The sequence below is a fragment of the Streptomyces sp. NPDC000075 genome (assembly GCF_040301925.1).
In the GTDB taxonomy this organism is placed as follows: domain Bacteria; phylum Actinomycetota; class Actinomycetes; order Streptomycetales; family Streptomycetaceae; genus Streptomyces; species Streptomyces polychromogenes.
This window is the reverse complement of record NZ_JBEPFL010000012.1, coordinates 117,571-133,726: the sequence shown is the minus strand read 5'-3', so window position 1 is coordinate 133,726 and position 16,156 is coordinate 117,571. Positions and strand designations below refer to the sequence as shown.

Sequence of the window (16,156 nt, the reverse complement as noted above, 5' to 3'; positions counted from 1 at the left end):
GGGATATTCCGGACGATGTACAAACTGTTCTTCAACCTCGTCTTCAAGCGGATGGACGCCGAGAAGGCCCACTACACGGCCTTCCGCTGGATCCGCCTCGCCGCCCGCACCCCGGTGCTGCGCACCTTCGTGGCGGCGGCCCTGGCCCCCCGCTACGAGGGGCTGCGCACGGAGGCCCTGGGCCTGCGTATGCACGGCCCCTTCGGGCTCGCGGCCGGCTTCGACAAGAACGCCGTCGCCATCGACGGCATGGCGATGCTCGGCTTCGACCACGTCGAGATCGGCACGGTCACCGGCCAGGCGCAGCCCGGCAACCCCAAGAAGCGGCTCTTCCGCCTGGTGCCCGACCGCGCGCTGATCAACCGCATGGGCTTCAACAACGAGGGCTCCGAGGCCGTCGCGGCCCGCCTGGCCGCCCGCAACCCGGTCTTCAAGACCGTGGTCGGCGTCAACATCGGCAAGACCAAGGTGGTGCCGGAGACCGAGGCCGCCGCCGACTACGTGGTCTCCACCGAGCGCCTCGCCCGTCACGCCGACTACCTCGTCGTCAACGTCTCCTCGCCGAACACCCCGGGCCTGCGCAACCTCCAGGCCACCGAGTCCCTGCGCCCGCTGCTGACCGCCGTACGGGAGGCCGCCGACCGCTCGGTCACCGGCCGCCGCGTCCCGCTGCTGGTCAAGATCGCCCCGGACCTGGCCGACGAGGACGTGGACGCCGTCGCCGACCTCGCCCTGGAGCTGGGCCTGGACGGCATCATCGCCACGAACACCACCATCGCCCGCGAGGGCCTGGGCCTGAAGTCCGACCCGGCCCTGGTCAAGGAGACCGGCGGGCTGTCCGGCGCGCCCGTCAAGGAGCGCTCCCTGGAGGTCCTGCGCCGCCTGTACGCCCGTGTGGGCGACCGGATCACCCTGGTCGGGGTGGGCGGCATCGAGAACGCCGAGGACGCCTGGCAGCGCATCCTGGCGGGCGCCACCCTGATCCAGGGCTACAGCGCCTTCATCTACGAGGGCCCGTTCTACGCCCGCGCCATCCACAAGGGCCTGGCCGCGCGCCTGGCCGCCAGCCCGTACGCGACCCTGGCCGAGGCCGTGGGCGCCGAGACCCGGAAGGCCGCCCAGTGACCTCCCAGACCCCTGTGACCCCCTTCGGGGCCCGCCTGCGCGCCGCCATGGACGCCCGCGGCCCCCTGTGCGTCGGCATCGACCCTCACGCCGCCCTGCTGGACTCCTGGGGCCTGGCGGACGACATCGCGGGCCTGGAGCGGTTCTCCCGCACCGTCGTGGAGGCGCTCGCCGACTCGGTGGCGGTCTTCAAGCCGCAGGCCGCCTTCTTCGAGCGCTTCGGCTCGCGCGGCGTCGCGGTGCTGGAGCGCACCGTGGCGGACGCCCGCGCGGCGGGCACCCTGGTCGTCATGGACGCCAAGCGGGGTGACATCGGCTCCACGATGGCCGCGTACGCCTCCGCCTTCCTGGACCCGGCCTCCCCGCTCTTCTCGGACGCGCTCACGGTCTCCCCGTACCTGGGCTACGGCTCGCTGAAGCCGGCCGTGGACCTGGCGCGCGAGTCCGGCGCGGGCCTGTTCGTCCTGGCCCTCACCTCCAACCCGGAGGGCGCGGAGGTCCAGCGGGCGGTGCGCGAGGACGGCCGCTCGATCGGGGCGACCATGCTGGCGCACCTGGCGGCCGAGAACGCCGGAGCGGACCCGATGGGCTCCTTCGGCGCGGTGGTCGGCGCCACCCTGGGCGACCTGTCCTCCTTCGACCTGGACATCAACGGCCCGCTCCTGGCCCCCGGCATCGGCGCCCAGGGCGCGACGGCGGCCGACCTCCCGGCGGTCTTCGGCGCGGCCGTGGGCAACGTGGTCCCGAACGTCTCCCGGGGCGTCCTCAAGCACGGACCGGACACCGCCGCCCTGCGGGCCTCCGCGAAGCGGTTCGCGGAGGAGATCCGAGAGGCCGTCGCGGCCTGACCGGAGGGGTCGCGGACCGGCGCGGAGCACGGGCTGACGAAAATCGAACGTCTTTCCCCGGACAAAACCGGGGTGTTTTGCCCGTGATGTACGGTTCAGTGGAGGCTGACCAGGACTTTTCGTCCGTTCTCGCTGACTGGAGCGGCCTTGGCCGCTAGTCTCCGACCAGAGTGAACGCGCAGCGAAGGAGTTCCATCGCTGTTCGGGAGCTCGCCCGGCGTGGTGCCCGAGGGCTCCCCGCCGGTCCGTATCCGACAGTTCGACATCCGAGGTGACGTAGGCGTGGCTCTTCCGCCCCTTACCCCTGAACAGCGCGCAGCAGCGCTCGAAAAGGCCGCCGCGGCTCGCCGGGAGCGGGCCGAGGTGAAGAATCGACTCAAGCACTCCGGCGCCTCCCTCCACGACGTCATCAAGACGGGCCAGGAGAACGACGTCATCGGCAAGATGAAGGTCTCCGCCCTTCTCGAGTCGCTGCCCGGCGTGGGCAAGGTCCGCGCCAAGCAGATCATGGAGCGCCTCGGCATCTCCGAGTCCCGGCGTGTCCGAGGTCTCGGCTCCAACCAGATCGCCTCTCTGGAGCGCGAGTTCGGCGGTAGCGGCGCCTGAGGCGTCGCCCGAAGTTCTCCCGGCGTTCTCAGGCAGTCCCGAGAACCTGGATAATCGCTCTATGGCAGCAGAGGTTCGTCCGCGGCTGACCGTGCTCTCCGGCCCCTCGGGGGTCGGCAAGAGCACGGTCGTCGCGCATATGCGCAAGGTCCACCCCGAGGTCTGGCTCTCGGTGTCGGCCACCACCCGCAAGCCGCGGCCCGGTGAGCGACACGGAGTCCAGTACTTCTTCGTCAACGACGACGAGTTCGACAAGCTGATCGCCAACGGCGAGCTGCTGGAGTGGGCCGAGTTCGCGGGCAACCGCTACGGCACACCGCGCGGCGCGGTGCTGGAACGCCTCGACAACGGCGAGCCGGTACTGCTGGAGATCGACCTCCAGGGCGCCCGGCTCGTCCGCGAGTCGATGCCCGACGCACAACTGGTCTTCCTGGCCCCGCCGAGCTGGGACGAGCTGGTCCGCCGGCTCACCGGCCGGGGCACCGAGTCGCCCGAGGTCATCGAGCGGCGGCTCGACACCGCGAAGGTCGAGCTCGCCGCCGAGTCCGAGTTCGACACCACCCTGGTCAACACCTCCGTCGAGGACGTAGCACGTGAGCTGCTAGCCTTGATGGCAGTTGTCTGATCTTTTATCCATCTTCGGAAGGTAGAGCGTGTCCTCTTCCATCACCGCGCCCGAGGGCATCATCAACCCGCCGATCGACGAGCTGCTCGAGGCCACGGACTCGAAGTACAGCCTCGTGATCTACGCGGCCAAGCGCGCGCGTCAGATCAACGCGTACTACTCGCAGCTCGGTGAGGGCCTGCTGGAGTACGTCGGCCCCCTGGTGGACACCCACGTCCACGAGAAGCCGCTCTCGATCGCACTGCGCGAGATCAACGCGGGTCTGCTGACCTCCGAGGCCATCGAGGCCCCGGCCCAGTAAGGCACGACATCGTCACCACAGGCCCGGCAGCACGGCTGCCGGGCCTGTGGTGTGTCATAGGTACCGACGCAACCGATCACGGGAGAAGCAGTGGACAAGCCGAAGGTCGTGCTGGGGGTCAGCGGCGGGATCGCCGCGTACAAGGCGTGCGAGCTGCTGCGCCGGCTGACCGAGTCCGGGCACGAGGTGCGGGTGGTGCCCACGGCGGCGTCCCTGAACTTCGTCGGCGAGGCCACCTGGGCCGCGCTCTCCGGAAACCCGGCCTCCACCGAGGTCTGGGAGAGCGTCGACGAGGTGCCCCACGTGCGCATCGGCCAGAGCGCCGACCTCGTCGTCGTCGCCCCGGCCACCGCCGACATGCTGGCCAAGGCGGCCCACGGCCTCGCCGACGACCTCCTCACCAACACCCTGCTCACCGCCCGCTGCCCGGTGGTCTTCGCGCCCGCGATGCACACCGAGATGTGGGAGCACCCCGCCACGCGGGAGAACGTGGCCACCCTGCGCCGCCGGGGCGCGGTCGTCATCGAGCCCGCCGTCGGGCGGCTGACCGGCAAGGACACCGGCAAGGGCCGGCTGCCCGACCCGGAGGAGATCTTCGAGGTCTGCCGGGCGGTCCTCGCCCGCGGCGCGGCCGCCCCCGACCTGGCCGGACGCCACGTGGTCATCAGCGCCGGCGGCACCCGCGAGCCCCTGGACCCGGTCCGCTTCCTCGGCAACCGCTCCTCCGGCAAGCAGGGCTACGCGCTGGCCCGCACCGCCGTGGCGCGCGGGGCCCGGGTCACCCTGGTGGCCGCGAACACCGCGCTGGCCGACCCGGCCGGGGCGGACGTCGTCCGGGTGGGCACCGCCCTCCAGCTGCGCGAGGCGGTGCTCAAGGCGGCCGCCGACGCCGACGCCGTGGTGATGGCCGCCGCCGTGGCCGACTTCCGGCCGTCCTCGTACGCCGACGGCAAGATCAAGAAGCAGGAGGGGCGCGAGCCCGATCCGGTGGTCCTCGTGCGCAACCCCGACGTGCTCGCGGAGATCTCCGCGGAGCGGGCCCTGGAGGGCCAGGTCGTCGTCGGATTCGCCGCCGAGACGGACGACGTGCTCGACAACGGCCGGGCCAAGCTCCGCCGCAAGGGCTGTGACCTTCTCGTCGTCAACGAGGTCGGAGAGAGCAAGACCTTCGGATCCGAGGAGAACGAGGCCGTCATCCTCGCCTCCGATGGCGGCGAGGTGCAGGTGCCCTATGGTCCGAAGGAAGCCCTGGCGGACGTCATTTGGGACCAGGTCGCCCCGCGCCTCGCGCCGCGCAGCGAGCACCGGCGCGCCTGAGCGTTTCCCTTCTCGACGGGAAATCCGTGCGTCAGAATGGAGTGCCGCAGGTCACACGGCTCCCATAAGGCGAGACGGGTGGTCCGGCAAACGGTGGCGACCGATAAACTGCATCTGGAACGTGTTCGGGCGCAGCCCCCGGTATCGTTCCGCCAAATGATCAGCCAGCAGCCGCTGCAACCCCAGGGAGCATTGTGTCCCGTCGTCTGTTCACCTCGGAGTCCGTGACCGAGGGTCACCCCGACAAGATCGCTGACCAGATCAGCGACACGATCCTCGACGCCCTCCTCACCGAGGACCCGACCTCGCGCGTGGCCGTGGAGACCCTCATCACCACCGGTCTGGTGCACATCGCGGGCGAGGTGACGACGAAGGCGTACGCCCCGATCGCCCAGCTCGTCCGCGACAAGATCCTCGAGATCGGCTACGACTCCTCGAAGAAGGGCTTCGACGGCGCCTCCTGCGGCGTGTCGGTGTCCATCGGCGCCCAGTCCCCGGACATCGCCCAGGGTGTCGACACGGCCTACGAGTCCCGGGTCGAGGGCGACGAGGACGAGCTCGACAAGCAGGGCGCCGGCGACCAGGGCCTGATGTTCGGCTACGCCTGCGACGAGACCCCCGAGCTGATGCCGCTGCCGATCCACATCGCGCACCGGCTCTCCCGCCGCCTGTCCGAGGTCCGCAAGAACGGGACCATCCCGTACCTGCGCCCCGACGGCAAGACCCAGGTCACCATCGAGTACGACGGTGACAAGGCCGTGCGCCTGGACACGGTCGTCGTCTCCACGCAGCACGCGGCGGACATCGACCTGGACTCGCTGCTCGCCCCCGACATCCGCGAGTTCGTCGTCGAGCACGTGCTCGCGCAGCTCGTCGAGGACGGCATCAAGCTGGACACCGAGGGCTACCGCCTGCTGGTCAACCCGACCGGCCGCTTCGAGATCGGCGGCCCGATGGGCGACGCCGGCCTGACCGGCCGCAAGATCATCATCGACACGTACGGCGGCATGGCCCGCCACGGCGGCGGCGCGTTCTCGGGCAAGGACCCGTCGAAGGTGGACCGCTCCGCCGCGTACGCGATGCGGTGGGTGGCCAAGAACGTCGTCGCCGCCGGCCTCGCGGCCCGCTGCGAGGTCCAGGTCGCGTACGCGATCGGCAAGGCCGAGCCCGTCGGCCTGTTCGTGGAGACCTTCGGCACCGCCAAGGTCGACGTCCAGAAGATCGAGGACGCGATCGGCGAGGTCTTCGACCTCCGCCCGGCCGCGATCATCCGCGACCTGGACCTGCTGCGCCCGATCTACGCCCAGACCGCCGCGTACGGCCACTTCGGCCGCGAGCTCCCCGACTTCACCTGGGAGCGCACCGACCGCGTCGACGCCCTGCGCGCCGCCGCCGGTCTGTAAACGGCACCCGTTCCACCCGATACCGCCCCGGACCCGCAGGTCCGGGGCGGTATCGCGTTGCGGGCGGCGTCCGCCTGTCGGTGCCCTTTGGTAAGAATGCTGCTGTGAGCAGCGACAACGCACCCGACGCAGAAGGCCCCGGCGGCCCGCCGCAGCAGCTCGCGCTCATCCGGGAGATGGTCGCCGAGGCGAAGGCCAAGGCGCCCAAGGCCAAGCCGCGCACCTGGCGCGGGGCGGCCCTCGCCGAGGAGCTGCCGGTGGCCCGCGTCCTCGTGAACAAGGGCGTGCTCCACCTCGACCGGCTCTTCGACTACGCCGTCCCCGCCGAGCTGTCCGAGACCGCCCGCCCCGGCGTCCGCGTCCGCGTCCGCTTCGGGGCCGGCGCCCACCGGGTGCACGGAGGCCGGCGTGAGGGCGGCGGGCTCATCGACGGTTTCATCGTCGAGCGGCGCGCCGAGTCCGATTACGAGGGGGCGCTGGCCGCCCTCGCCCAGGTCGTCTCGCCCGAGGTGGTCCTCGGCCCCCGCATGCTCGCCCTCACCCGCGCCGTCGCCGACCGGTACGCGGGCAGCCTGGCCGACGTCCTCCAGCTGGCCCTGCCCCCGCGCAACGCCCGTGCCGAGTCCAGGCCCTCCCCGGATCCGCTGCCCCCGCCCGCCGCGCCCGAGCCGGGCGGCTGGAGCCGGTACGACGCCGGCCCCGCCTTCCTGCGCGCCCTGGCCGGCGGCGGCACCCCGCGCGCCGTGTGGACCGCCCTGCCGGGCCCCGGCTGGGCCGACGAGCTGGCCCGGGCCATGGCGGCCACCCTCTCCTCCGGGCGCGGCGCCCTCGCCGTCGTGCCCGACGGGCGCACCGCCGCCCGCGTCGACGCCGCCCTCACCGCCCTGCTGGGCGAGGGGCGGCACGCCCTGCTGACCGCCGACTCCGGGCCGGAGAAGCGCTACCGGGAGTGGCTCGCGGTCAACCGGGGCTCCGTGCGGGCCGTGGTCGGCACCCGGGCCGCCATGTTCGCGCCCGTACGGGACCTCGGGCTGGTCGCGGTCTGGGACGACGGGGACTCCAGCCACGGCGCCGACCACGCCCCCTTCCCGCACGTCCGTGAGGTGCTGGAGCTGCGCGCGGTCACGGACGGGTGCGGATTCCTGGTCGGCGGCACCAGCTGCACCGTCGAGGCCGCCCAGCTGGTCGAGTCGGGCTGGGCCCGGCCGCTGACCGCCGACCGCGAGACGGTCCGCGCCGCCGCCCCCCGCATCCGGACCGTCGGCGACGAACTGCTGGCGCGCGACGGGGCCGCCCGCGCCGCGCGGCTGCCGAGCCTGGCCTGGGAGACCGTCCGGGAGGGGCTGAAGAGCGGGCCCGTGCTGGTCCAGGTGCCCCGTCGCGGGTACGTGCCGAGGCTGGCGTGCGAGCGCTGCAGGACCCCGGCCCGCTGCCGGGTGTGCGCCGGCCCGCTGGAGGCCCCCGACGAGCGGGACCTGCACTGCGGCTGGTGCGGGCGGGGCGAGCCGGCCTGGCACTGCGAGGAGTGCGGGTCGTTCCGGCTGCGGGCCCGGGTGGTGGGCGCCCGGCGGACCGCCGAGGAGCTGGGCCGGGCCTTCCCGGCCGTGCCGGTGCGGACCTCGGGGCGCGACCACGTGCTGGACGAGGTGCCGGACCGCCCGGCCCTGGTGGTCTCCACCCCCGGCGCCGAGCCGGTCGCGGCGGGCGCCGGGTACGCGGCGGCGCTGCTGCTGGACGGCTGGGCGATGCTGACCCGGCCCGACCTGCGGGCGGGGGAGGACGCGCTGCGCCGCTGGATCGGCGCCGCCTCCCTGGTCCGGGCCGGGGGCCAGGTGGTGGTCGTCGCCGAGCCGACGCTGCGGCCGGTCCAGGCCCTGGTGCGGTGGGACCCCGTCGGGCACGCCCTGCGGGAGCTCGCGGAGCGGGCCCAGCTGGGGTTCCCGCCGGTGTCCCGGATGGCGGCGGTGGCGGGGCGGGCCGAGGCCCTGGAGGCCTTCCTGGAGGCCGCCGACCTGCCTGCGGACGCGGAGGTGCTGGGGCCCGTGCCGCTGCCGGGGCGGCGGGGTGAGGACTCGGCGGGGGAGCGGGCCCTGATCCGGGTACCGCCCGGCAGCGGGGCGGCGCTGGCCGCCGCGCTCAAGTCCGCCCAGGCCGCGCGGATGGCCCGGGGGGTGCCGGTCGCCGACGCGGTCCGCATCCGCGTCGACCCGCCGGACATCGGCTGAGGCCGTCCGGCGGTGGGTGCGGGTGCCGCTGCGCGGAGCCGGTCTCCCCGCCCCGCCCTTTCTCCGTTTCCCGGGGGCTCCGCCCCCGGACCCCGCGCCTCAAACGCCGGCGGGGCTGGAATTGCCCTGCGGGCAGGGGAAAGCCCCGCAGGGCCGCCACGAGGGGGCGGCTCCCGCGGGGCCGGTGCCGTCGGGGGTCGGCGTCCCGGCGGCGGGCGGGGTCAGCCGTTGCGGGGGCCGGGGAACGCCGACTGGCGGGCCGCCGGGACGGCCTGGGCGTCCTCGCGGACCGGCTGCGGCGGCACCGAACGCGCCGCCGGAATCGTCGGCAACGGCCCCAGCGTCCGGGTCGCGCCGGCCTCGGCCACCGGCTCCGCGGCCTCGACGGCCTGCGCGCGCCGCGCTCCGTAGCGGCGGTGCACCGCCTGCTTGGTGACGCCGAGCGCCGAGCCGACCGCGTCCCAGGAGAAGCCCAGGGAGCGGTCGAAGTCCACCGCCGCGGTGACGAGCGTCTCGACGCTGTCCCGCAGCTCCTGCGCGAGGCGGACGGTGGGCGCGGGCGCCCTGCCGTAGACGACGAAGCCCGTGGAGGGCCCGGAGCGGCGGGGGCGGTACACGTTGCCGAGCTGGGCGGTGAGCGTACGCAGTGCGTCCACCTGCCGGCGAACCCGCTCGATGTCCCGCACCAGGAGGTGCAGACTGGCCCGTGCTTGGGCGTCATGGGTGGCGTGGTCGGCCATGGAGAAGCCTCTCGAACCGGTGCTGAAGAGCGGATCGGGCCGCAGACACCGTTCTTGATCGCGGCCCGTTTCGGTCAATCTCTCTTGACCAACGCGCCAACGTGCGCCCAGGTCACGCCCTGGGGGCGTGTCGGCATATGCGAGAGGCGCGCGTGTGTGCGTACGCCCCCGATCCCGCAGGTGGGCCCGGGGGAGCACGCACCCTAGACTGGACCGTTGCTGACGCCGAGATAGCGAGGTAGGACCCAGTGAAGCTCGTCTTCGCAGGCACCCCCGAGGTCGCCGTGCCCGCCCTGGACGCCCTGATCGCCTCCGGGCGGCACGAGGTCGCGGCCGTCGTCACCCGGCCCGACGCACCGGCCGGCCGCGGCCGGCGGCTGGTCGCCAGCCCCGTCGCCGAGCGCGCCGAGGAGGCCGGCATCGAGGTCCTCAAGCCGGTCCGCCCGCGCGACCCGGAGTTCCAGGAGCGGCTGCGCGAGATCGCCCCGGACTGCTGTCCGGTCGTCGCGTACGGCGCGCTGATCCCCAAGAGCGCCCTCGACATCCCCGTCCACGGCTGGGTCAACCTGCACTTCTCGCTGCTGCCCGCCTGGCGCGGCGCCGCGCCCGTCCAGCAGTCGATCATGGCGGGTGACCAGGTCACCGGGGCCTCCACCTTCCGGATCGAGGAGGGGCTCGACACCGGCCCCGTCTTCGGGGTCCTCACCGAGGACATCCGCCCGACCGACACCAGCGGCGACCTGCTGACCCGCCTCGCCTTCGCCGGCGCCGGGCTGCTGACCGCGACCATGGACGGCATCGAGGACGGCTCCCTGCGCGCCGTCGAGCAGCCCGCCGACGGGGTCTCCCTCGCGCCGAAGATCACCGTCGAGGACGCCCGGGTCGACTGGAACGCCCCCGCGCTGCGCGCCGACCGCGTCGTGCGCGGCTGCACCCCGGCGCCGGGCGCGTGGACGGTCTTCCGCGGCGAGCGCCTCAAGCTGATCTCCGTCGGGCTCGTCCCCGACCGCACCGACCTCGCGCCGGGCGTCCTGGCCCCGGCCAAGAACAACGTGTACGTCGGCACCGGCTCGCACGCCGTCGAGCTGCTCTGGGTGCAGCCGCAGGGCAAGAAGCCGATGAAGGGCGCCGACTGGGCGCGCGGGGTGCGCATCGCTCCCGGCGAGCGCCTGGGCGGCACCGACGTAGGCTGATCCCATCCGCGCCCCCGCCCGCCGGGGGCACCGCACCACCCCGGTCCACGGCAGAACCCCCGTAGCACCTCGTACCTCCGGAGCACCTTCCACGTGAGCGAAAAGTCCCCCCAGCCCCGTCGCAGCCCCGCAGCGGGCGGCCGGCCGGCCAAGCCTTACCGCAGGCCCCAGAAGGACCCCGTCCGGATGCTGGCCTTCGAGGCGCTGCGGGCGGTGGACGAGCGCGACGCGTACGCGAACCTCGTCCTGCCCCCGCTGCTGAAGAAGGCCCGCCAGAACGAGTCCTTCCAGGCCCGCGACGCCGCCCTGGCCACCGAGCTGGTCTACGGGACCCTGCGCCGCCAGGGCACGTACGACGCGATCATCTCCGCCTGCGTCGACCGGCCGCTGCGCGAGGTGGACCCGCCGGTCCTGGACGTGCTGTCGCTCGGCGCGCACCAGCTGCTGGGCACCCGCATCCCCACCCACGCCGCGGTCTCCGCGAGCGTGGAGCTGGCCCGGGTGGTGCTCGGCGACGGGCGGGCGAAGTTCGTCAACGCCGTCCTGCGCAAGATCGCCGCCCATGACCTGGACGGCTGGCTGGAGCGGGTCGCGCCGCCGTACGAGGAGGACGCCGAGGAGCACCTCGCGGTCTACCACTCCCACCCCCGCTGGGTGGTCAGCGCCCTGTGGGACGCCCTGGGCGGCGGCCGCGCCGGGATCGAGGACCTCCTGGAGGCCGACAACGAGCGCCCCGAGGTCACGCTGGTGGCCCGTCCCGGCCGGTCCACCCCCGAGGAGCTGGTGGAGGCGCTCGGCGAGGAGTCGGCGCTGCCGGGCCGCTGGTCCCCGTACGCGGTGCGGATGGCCGAGGGCGGCGAGCCGGGCGCACTGGAGGCGGTCCGCGAGGGGCGCGCCGGTGTCCAGGACGAGGGCAGCCAACTGGTGGCCATGGCCCTGGCGGCGGCCCCGGTCGAGGGCCGCGACGAGCGCTGGCTGGACGGCTGCGCGGGCCCCGGCGGCAAGGCGGCGCTGCTGGGCGCGCTGGCCGCGGAGCGCGGGGCCTTCCTGCTGGCGTCCGAGAAGCAGCCGCACCGGGCGCGCCTGGTGGAGCGGGCGCTGGCCGGCAACCCGGGCCCGTACCAGGTCATCGCCGCCGACGGCACCCGCCCGCCGTGGCGCCCGGGCTCCTTCGACCGGGTGCTCATGGACGTCCCCTGCTCCGGGCTGGGCGCGCTCCGGCGCCGCCCGGAGGCCCGCTGGCGGCGCCGCCCGCAGGACCTGGAGGGCTTCGCGCCGCTCCAGCGCGCCCTGCTGCGCGAGGCCCTGTCCGCGGTGCGGGTCGGCGGCGTCGTGGGCTACGCGACCTGTTCCCCGCACCTGGCGGAGACCCGGGTCGTGGTGGAGGACGTCCTCAAGGGCCGGGGTGCGGGCAACCAGCCCGTCGCGGCCGAACTGATCGACGCCCGCCCGTACATGGAGGGCGTCCCGGCCCTCGGCGACGGCCCGGACGTCCAGCTGTGGCCGCACCTGCACGGCACGGACGCGATGTACCTGGCCCTGCTGCGCCGCACCGCGTAGCGGGCCCGGCTCAGCCGGCGACGTGCTCGGCGCCGCCGCACCAGACCCGCAGGATCCTGCGGGTGGCGCGGACGTCGGCGAGGGGGTCGCCGTCGATCAGGACGAGGTCGGCGCGGCGGCCGGGGCGGATCGCACCCCGGTCGGTGAGGCCGAAGTGGCGGGCGGGCAGGACGGTGGCGGCGCGCAGGGCGTCCAGGGGGGACAGGCCGGCGTCCACGAGCAGTTCCAGCTCGTGGTGGAGGCTGCTGCCGTGGGGCGGGGTGAAGGGGACGCCGGGGGTGGCGTTGGAATCGGTTCCGGCGAGGACCGGGACCCCCGCCCGGTGCAGGGCGGCGACGCTGCCCCGGGCCGCCGCGTAGTCCACACCCGGCAGCCCGGCCGCGGCCAGCCCCTCCATCATGGTCAGCGTCGGCACGACGGCCCGTCCGGCGGCGTGCACACGGGCCGAGGCGGCCGCGTCGAGGGCGCGGTCGCCGGGGACGTGGGTGAGCACGTCGGCCCCGGCCTCCTGGGCCATGGCGTAGGCCCCGACGGACGCCGCGTGGGCGACGACCAGCCTGCCGTGCGCGTGCGCGGCGGCGACCAGGGCGTCGAGGGTGGGCTGGTCCAGGGCCCCGGGCCCGGGCCGGTCGGCGACGATCTTGATGTAGTCCGCGCCCTCCGCCACCCGCGCCGCGACGAACCGCTCCGCGTCCCCGGGGCCCGTCACCACGCTGTCCGGGGGCACCCCGGGCATCCCCGAGTGCAGGCCGCCCGCCGCGATGGCGAGGGTGCCCGGGCTGCGGACGTCCGTGAGCCCGGGGACCGCGCGCAGCGAGTCGACCAGGGCCGGGGGCCAGGTGGCCATGTCCAGGGCGGTGGTGACCCCGTGGTCGCGCAGCTGGCGGAGGTTCTCGGGGCCGTGCAGGTGGACGTGGGCGTCGATGAGCCCGGGCAGCAGGACGGCGCCGCCGCCGTCGACCACCCGGGCGCCGTCCGGACCGGTCCCGATGAGGGCTCCCTCGACGACGACCGTGGCCGGTTCGAGGAGCCGCCTTCCGTCGAAGACCCGGACGTTCGTCAGAGCCGTCTTCACACAGTCCTCCAGGCACGCGCGGGGAGGGCCATTGTCGCGCTTCCCGGCGCCCCGGAGCGGCAGGCGGCACTGCGGGGAGCCGGAGTTCCAGGGCCGTGGCCTGAAGTGGCCGGGGGCATGGCAGGCTTGGGGCATGGCCGTTCAGATCAATCCCAGCATCCTGTCCGCCGACTTCGCCCGTCTCGCCGAGGAGGCGAGGGCCGTCGAGGGGGCCGACTGGCTGCACGTCGACGTCATGGACAACCACTTCGTCCCGAACCTCACCCTCGGGGTACCGGTCGTGGAGTCCCTGAGCCGTGCCACGGACATCCCGCTGGACCTGCACCTGATGATCGAGGACCCCGACCGCTGGGCGCCCCAGTACGTGGAGGCGGGCGCCGGCTCGGTGACCTTCCACGCCGAGGCCGCCGCGGCCCCGGTGCGCCTCGCGCGCGAGATCCGCGCCAAGGGGGCCCGGGCGGCCATGGCGCTCAAGCCCGGCACCCCGATCGAGCAGTACGAGGACATCCTCCCCGAGCTCGACATGGTGCTGATCATGACCGTCGAGCCCGGCTTCGGCGGCCAGTCCTTCCTCGACATCATGCTGCCCAAGGTCCGCCGGACCCGGGAGCTGATCGCCAAGCACGGACTGGACCTGTGGCTCCAGGTCGACGGCGGGGTCTCGGCCACCACCATCGAGCGGGTCGCGGAGGCCGGTGCGGACGTGTTCGTGGCCGGCAGCGCGGTCTACGGGGCGGTCGACCCGGCCGCCGCGGTGCGGACTCTGCGTGACCAGGCGGGTGCGGCGATCGCGGCGGCGCCCTGGGCCTGCGACCACTGAGCCGAGCGTTGGTGAACGGCTCGGTGAACGGAAGTCGTCCAGGCTGATCAACGGCCGTCGGATCTGACAGGATGAACGGCGAGTCGAGAGTGTGAACACGACAGTGTGAAGAGCAGTGAGGAGAGCGCGGTGTCTGCAATGTCGGCGGGACGGTCAGCCCTGCGGATGGGACCCGCGGAGCTGGTACAGGCGGCGGCCATGGCGCGCCGCTTCTACCTGGAGGGCAAGTCCAAGATCCAGATCGCCGAGGAGTTCGGCGTGAGCCGCTTCAAGGTGGCCCGGGTCCTGGAGACCGCGCTCGAACGCGACCTCGTCCGCATCGAGATCCGGGTACCGGCGGAACTGGACGCGGAGCGCTCGGACGCGCTCCGGGCCCGGTACGGGCTGCGGCACGCCGTCGTGGTCGAGTCCCCGGCCGACGCGAGCGAGGACGCGCCCGATCCGGAGAACCTCGGGGCGGTCGCGGCCGACCTGCTGGGCGAGCTGGTCAACGAGGGCGACGTCCTCGGGCTGGCCTGGGGGCGCTCGACCATCCACATGGCCGCCTCGCTGCACCGGCTGCCGCCGTGCACCGTCGTCCAGCTGACCGGCGTGTACGACGCCGGGACGGCCGAGCGCGGGTCGGTGGAGGCCGTACGGCGCGCCGCGCAGGTCTCCGGCGGGGACGCGCACCCCATCTACGCGCCGATGCTGCTGCCCGACCCGGCCACGGCGGCGGCGCTGCGCAACCAGACGGGCATCGCGCGGGCCTTCGAGTACTTCGACAAGGTCACGGTGGCGGCCGTGTCCATCGGCTCCTGGGAGCCGGGGATCTCGACCGTCCACGACATGCTCACCGACGAGGAGCGGGCGCACTACGCCTCCCTGGGCGTGGCGGCCGAGATGTCGGCCCACCTCTTCGACGCGGAGGGCCGCCGGGTCGGGCGGGACCTCGGCGAGCGGTGCATCACCGTCGAGGCGGACCGGCTGCGCCGGATCCCCGAGGTCGTGGCGATCGCGGGCGGGCTGCGCAAGGCCGCGGCGATCGGCGCGGTGCTCCGCTCCGGGCTGGTGACCAGCCTGGTGACGGACACGGCGGTGGCGGACTACCTGCTGACCGAGTCCGCCCCGGGGCTGCGGCCGGCGCTGGAGCGGGCGGACCCGGACGACTGACCGGAGCGGCACCGGGCGGTCCCCCGGGCGTGCCCGTGCCGCAATCGAGACCCGAACTGCGGCCCGGGGACGGCTCCCAGGGCGCATACTGAGTCCGATGACCAGACCCGCGGCGTCGCGCCGCCATTTGTCGTCCAGTCCCTTCGCGCCCCCCGTGGAGCCGCCCGTGCGGCGATTCGGCGTGGGCGACCGGGTGAGTCACGACGCCTACGGCCTCGGCCGGGTGGTCGACGTCGAGGAGGGCGTGGCCGTCTGCGTCGACTTCGGCTCGGTACGCAAGCGCGTGCTCAGTCCGTACACCAGGATGTCCGTGCTCTGAGGCCGCCCGGCGATTCGCGGGCAAAGCGGATGTTTGGCACGATCGGCGCATGATTCTTCGGAACGTGCCCCGGTCGTTGTTCCGCGCGCTGGGCGCCCTGTTCCTGTGCGTCGCGCTGGCCGGTGCGGTGGGTTGCGGGGCGAAGCCCGGGTCCGCCGCGCCGGCCGCGAGCACGCCCGCGTGGGCGAAGGGGATGGCCACCGTACGGGCCGACGCGCTGCCCCCTCAGGCCCGCGAGGTGCTCGCGCTGATCGACAAGGGCGGGCCCTACCCGTACCGGCAGGACGGGACCGTCTTCGGGAACTTCGAGAAGGTCCTGCCGCAGCAGAAGCGCGGCTACTACCACGAGTACACGGTCAGGACCCCGGGGGAGCGCGACCGGGGGGCCCGCCGGATCGTCACGGGCGGGAGCGGGGAGTTCTACTACACGGACGACCACTACGAGACGTTCAAGGCGGTTCTCCGATGACCCTCGCCCCGCAGCCGCTCGCCCCCGCCCTGGCCACCGCCGAGGAGGCGGGCTGGACGACCGTACGGCTGGACCTGGACGGGGTGCGCGGCAAGGCGGCGCTGATGCGGCGCTGCGCGGCGGCCCTGCGGGTGCCGGAGTGGTTCGGCGGCAACTGGGACGCGCTCGCCGACGCGCTGACCGACCTGTCCTGGCTGCCGGACGCGCCGGGACGGCTGCTGGCGGTGACCTCGTGGCGGGGCTACGCCGCGGAGCGGGCCGAGGACTGGGAGACGCTCGGGGAGGTCCTGGAGGAGGCCGTGGACTTCTGGCGGGGCCAGGACGGGGCGCCGCCGCTCACGGTGGTGGTGGCCGGCTGAGCGGGCCCCGCGTCCTGCC

At 74.1% G+C, this 16,156-nt stretch carries 17 protein-coding genes; 15 read left to right on the top strand and 2 right to left on the bottom strand.

Annotated elements, in window-relative coordinates; translation table 11 throughout:
* Positions 1–15 precede the first annotated feature (15 nt).
* From ABT403_RS16770 to ABT403_RS16735, 8 genes are all read left to right on the top strand, one after another.
* Positions 16–1,125 carry a quinone-dependent dihydroorotate dehydrogenase gene (locus ABT403_RS16770; RefSeq protein WP_344159435.1) on the top strand — a complete coding sequence of 370 codons (1,110 nt, stop codon included), beginning with the start codon at positions 16–18 and terminating at the stop codon, positions 1,123–1,125.
* Positions 1,122–1,973 (top strand): orotidine-5'-phosphate decarboxylase, encoded by an 852-nt coding sequence (pyrF, locus tag ABT403_RS16765; RefSeq protein WP_344159438.1) that lies wholly within the window; start codon positions 1,122–1,124, stop codon positions 1,971–1,973. Before ABT403_RS16770 ends, pyrF begins: the two co-directional genes overlap by 4 nt.
* Before the next feature lie 282 nt (positions 1,974–2,255).
* The gene (locus ABT403_RS16760) at positions 2,256–2,579 is read left to right on the top strand and encodes an integration host factor (RefSeq protein WP_030234009.1); all 324 of its coding nucleotides are present in this window, start codon (positions 2,256–2,258) and stop codon (positions 2,577–2,579) included.
* Positions 2,580–2,640: 61 nt separating this feature from the next.
* Positions 2,641–3,204 carry a guanylate kinase gene (gmk, locus tag ABT403_RS16755; RefSeq protein ID WP_344159442.1) on the top strand — a complete coding sequence of 188 codons (564 nt, stop codon included), beginning with the start codon at positions 2,641–2,643 and terminating at the stop codon, positions 3,202–3,204.
* Positions 3,205–3,232: 28 nt separating this feature from the next.
* Positions 3,233–3,505: a DNA-directed RNA polymerase subunit omega gene (rpoZ, locus tag ABT403_RS16750; protein ID WP_004948662.1), complete on the top strand. Its 273-nt coding sequence runs from the start codon at positions 3,233–3,235 to the stop codon at positions 3,503–3,505.
* 90 nt (positions 3,506–3,595) lie between these two features.
* Complete coding sequence (gene coaBC, locus ABT403_RS16745) at positions 3,596–4,822, top strand: bifunctional phosphopantothenoylcysteine decarboxylase/phosphopantothenate--cysteine ligase CoaBC (RefSeq protein WP_344159445.1); 1,227 nt, start codon at positions 3,596–3,598, stop codon at positions 4,820–4,822.
* Between the two features lie 194 nt (positions 4,823–5,016).
* Positions 5,017–6,225, top strand: coding sequence for a methionine adenosyltransferase (gene metK / locus ABT403_RS16740; protein ID WP_079425003.1), 1,209 nt, complete (start codon positions 5,017–5,019; stop codon positions 6,223–6,225).
* Between the two features lie 104 nt (positions 6,226–6,329).
* Positions 6,330–8,450, top strand: a complete 2,121-nt coding sequence (locus ABT403_RS16735) for a primosomal protein N' (protein WP_344159452.1) — start codon at positions 6,330–6,332, stop codon at positions 8,448–8,450.
* Positions 8,451–8,671: 221 nt separating this feature from the next.
* On the opposite strand, the gene ABT403_RS16730 is transcribed toward ABT403_RS16735, so the two are convergent.
* Positions 8,672–9,190, bottom strand: coding sequence for a hypothetical protein (locus ABT403_RS16730; RefSeq protein ID WP_344159455.1), 519 nt, complete (start codon positions 9,188–9,190; stop codon positions 8,672–8,674).
* A gap of 248 nt (positions 9,191–9,438) precedes the next feature.
* Between ABT403_RS16730 and fmt the strand changes: the two genes are divergently transcribed.
* On the top strand, positions 9,439–10,383 hold the full coding sequence (gene fmt, locus ABT403_RS16725) for a methionyl-tRNA formyltransferase (protein ID WP_344159459.1): 945 nt from the start codon (positions 9,439–9,441) through the stop codon (positions 10,381–10,383).
* 93 nt (positions 10,384–10,476) lie between these two features.
* Positions 10,477–11,943: an RsmB/NOP family class I SAM-dependent RNA methyltransferase gene (locus ABT403_RS16720; RefSeq protein ID WP_344159462.1), complete on the top strand. Its 1,467-nt coding sequence runs from the start codon at positions 10,477–10,479 to the stop codon at positions 11,941–11,943.
* Between the two features lie 10 nt (positions 11,944–11,953).
* On the opposite strand, the gene ABT403_RS16715 is transcribed toward ABT403_RS16720, so the two are convergent.
* Complete coding sequence (locus tag ABT403_RS16715) at positions 11,954–13,018, bottom strand: amidohydrolase family protein (protein ID WP_344159465.1); 1,065 nt, start codon at positions 13,016–13,018, stop codon at positions 11,954–11,956.
* Between the two features lie 133 nt (positions 13,019–13,151).
* Here ABT403_RS16715 and rpe point away from each other — a divergent pair, with 133 nt between their 5' ends.
* The 5 genes from rpe to ABT403_RS16690 all read left to right on the top strand — a co-directional run bounded on the left by rpe (position 13,152) and on the right by ABT403_RS16690 (position 16,137).
* A complete protein-coding gene (gene rpe, locus ABT403_RS16710) occupies positions 13,152–13,838 on the top strand; it encodes a ribulose-phosphate 3-epimerase (RefSeq protein WP_344159468.1) in 687 nt (228 codons plus the stop codon).
* A gap of 138 nt (positions 13,839–13,976) precedes the next feature.
* Positions 13,977–14,990, top strand: coding sequence for a sugar-binding transcriptional regulator (locus ABT403_RS16705; RefSeq protein ID WP_344159804.1), 1,014 nt, complete (start codon positions 13,977–13,979; stop codon positions 14,988–14,990).
* A 97-nt stretch (positions 14,991–15,087) separates the two neighbouring features.
* Positions 15,088–15,309, top strand: coding sequence for a hypothetical protein (locus ABT403_RS16700; protein ID WP_344159471.1), 222 nt, complete (start codon positions 15,088–15,090; stop codon positions 15,307–15,309).
* A 49-nt stretch (positions 15,310–15,358) separates the two neighbouring features.
* A complete protein-coding gene (locus tag ABT403_RS16695; protein ID WP_344159474.1) occupies positions 15,359–15,778 on the top strand; it encodes a guanyl-specific ribonuclease in 420 nt (139 codons plus the stop codon).
* On the top strand, positions 15,775–16,137 hold the full coding sequence (locus ABT403_RS16690; RefSeq protein WP_344159477.1) for a barstar family protein: 363 nt from the start codon (positions 15,775–15,777) through the stop codon (positions 16,135–16,137). Before ABT403_RS16695 ends, ABT403_RS16690 begins: the two co-directional genes overlap by 4 nt.
* The last annotated feature ends 19 nt before the right edge of the window (positions 16,138–16,156 follow it).